We start from the raw sequence: 2,137 nt of genomic DNA, 5'->3' as shown, positions 1-2,137 counted from the left end.
AGCCTAGAGCCGCGAAGAGGGCGAGGACCGACAGCGTCCCCGCCAGGCCCAGTTCCTCACCGGTGATGGCGAAGATGAAGTCGGTGTGGGCTTCGGGCAGTTGCCCCCATTTCTCCACACTGGCGCCGAGTTGTTCCAGGTCGAGTCGGAGCGGACGCCGACCGGCATCCCCCAGCCGACCGTCGACAGCACCGGCGACTTGGTGAAGATTTCCGCATCCGGGCCGATCGCGACTTCCAGATATTGCGACCAGAGCCCTTCGGCGATCAGCGCGTCCTTGAGCTGCGCGGCCTCGGGCGAGCCGGGTACGACCGAACGGATATTGCCGCCGAGCGCCGCTTCCAGCGTGCCGCGAAGCCCCGCCGCCTTGGCATGGTCGCCGCGCGCGCGCTCCTCGATCACCCGCTCCAGCGCGGACACGGCAAAGGTCACGCCCGCCGCCTTCACGCATTGCAGATCGATCGGCGACAGCAACCGGTTTGGCGCACCCACGTCTGGTGACAGGTTCAGATCGGCCAGCTCGCCCAGCGCCTGACCTTCCGACGCCTCGACCGGCCCACGCGCCAGCAGCGCCGAGACGGTGGGGGCGACGCGGCTCATATTGAAGGCCTGGCCATTCTCGACCAGGATCGGGCAAGGCCCCTCACCCCGATCGATGCGCCCGACGAAGCGCCCCGCGCGCCAGTCGTCGGGCAAGGCCGCGATCAAAGTGGTAGAATGGCTTGCCATGTCATCTTCTCCGCAGATTTTTGTTAGCGGTATCGATTGCCGTCCGGTTCGGGTCAAGAGGGCAGCACCCGGCCCTGTCGCGATTAGGCATCCTACAGCCAATCCCATGAGCTTTGGCTTAAAAAATATATGAATTGGTATTGATGGAGATCAACGAGCGCAGCGCCCCCGCATCTGGCCCGCCATGCCACGCCCGATTCGCCAGGACCGGGGCACGTCAGCGGCCGCCGTCAGCCACAGTCGCCCGCAAGGGGGCGGACCGGCCCGCCCCGCATGGTACGCCGGCCGGACGGGATCACCCCGACCGGCCGGCGCCCCGCATCAGTGGTTATCGCGCGGCAGCCCCTGGGTCTGGGCGATGCGCTGATACTTCTCCGCGCCCTCCAGGATCGCGCCCGTCGACATCTGACCGACCACCGAGCGCTGGATTTCCTGCCACGGGGTCTGCGACGCGGGGTATTTATACCCGCCAGCTGCCGCCAGCGTCTTGCGACGCTCGGCCAGCTCTTCCTCGGAGATGAGGATGTTGGCGCTGCCGGTGTTCAGGTCGATGCGGACCCGGTCGCCGGTCTGGATCAGCGCCAGGCCGCCCATCGCCGCCGCTTCCGGGCTGGCGTTCAGGATCGAGGGCGAACCCGAGGTGCCCGACTGACGCCCGTCACCGATGCAGGGCAGCGAGTGCACGCCCTCGGTGATCAGGTACGCGGGCGGACGCATGTTGACGACTTCCGCCGCGCCCGGATAGCCGATCGGCCCCGCGCCGCGCATGAACAGCAGCGTCTCGGGCGTAATGCCGGTCGCGGGATCGTCGATCCGGTGGTGATAATCCTCCGGCCCGTCGAACACAACCGCCGGACCTTCAAAGGCGTTCAGGTCGTCGGGGTTGGACAGGTAACGCTCGCGGAATTCGGGCGAGATCACGCTGGTCTTCATGATCGCGGCGTCGAACAGATTGCCCGACAGAACGATGAAGCCCGCTTCCTCGACCAGCGGCTGGGCGAAGGGACGGATGACCTTTTCGTCCTCGATCGCGCGCCCGCGGCAATTCTCGCCCATGGTCTTGCCGTTGACGGTCATCGCATCCTCGTGGATCAGACCCTGCTCGATTAGCTGGTTGACCACGGCGGGGACGCCGCCCGCGCGGTAATAATCCTCGCCCAGATACTCGCCTGCGGGCTGGAGATTCACGAGCAGCGGCACCTTGTGGCCTTCGCTCTCCCAGTCCTGCACCGGCAGGTCGACGCCGATGTGACGCGCGATGGCGGCGAGGTGGATCGGCGCGTTGGTCGAACCGCCGATCGCCGAGTTGACCTTGATCGCGTTGTGGAATGCGTCCTTGGTCAGGATGTCGGAGGGCTTCAGATCCTCGTTAACCATCTCGACGATGCGCTTGCCTGTCAGATAGGCG

The 2,137-nt window shown here is 66.3% G+C and carries 2 protein-coding genes and 1 pseudogene; all 3 read right to left on the bottom strand.

All coding sequences use genetic code 11. The annotated features are described in order from the left end of the window. Positions 1 to 118: FtsW/RodA/SpoVE family cell cycle protein (locus ACQKJZ_RS19100; protein ID WP_427733261.1), on the bottom strand; the 118-nt coding region annotated here is incomplete at its 3' end. A 2-nt stretch (positions 119 to 120) separates the two neighbouring features. Then, positions 121 to 729, bottom strand: a pseudogene (locus tag ACQKJZ_RS19095) (fumarylacetoacetate hydrolase); the annotation flags it as partial. A 321-nt stretch (positions 730 to 1,050) separates the two neighbouring features. Further along, the coding region (locus tag ACQKJZ_RS19090; protein ID WP_427733259.1) for a dihydroxy-acid dehydratase at positions 1,051 to 2,137 on the bottom strand (1,087 nt) is incomplete at its 5' end.

It is taken from the genome of Sphingomonas sp. NPDC019816 (assembly GCF_050274375.1).
In the GTDB taxonomy this organism is placed as follows: domain Bacteria; phylum Pseudomonadota; class Alphaproteobacteria; order Sphingomonadales; family Sphingomonadaceae; genus Sphingomonas.
This window is presented reverse-complemented; position numbering and strand designations above follow the sequence as displayed.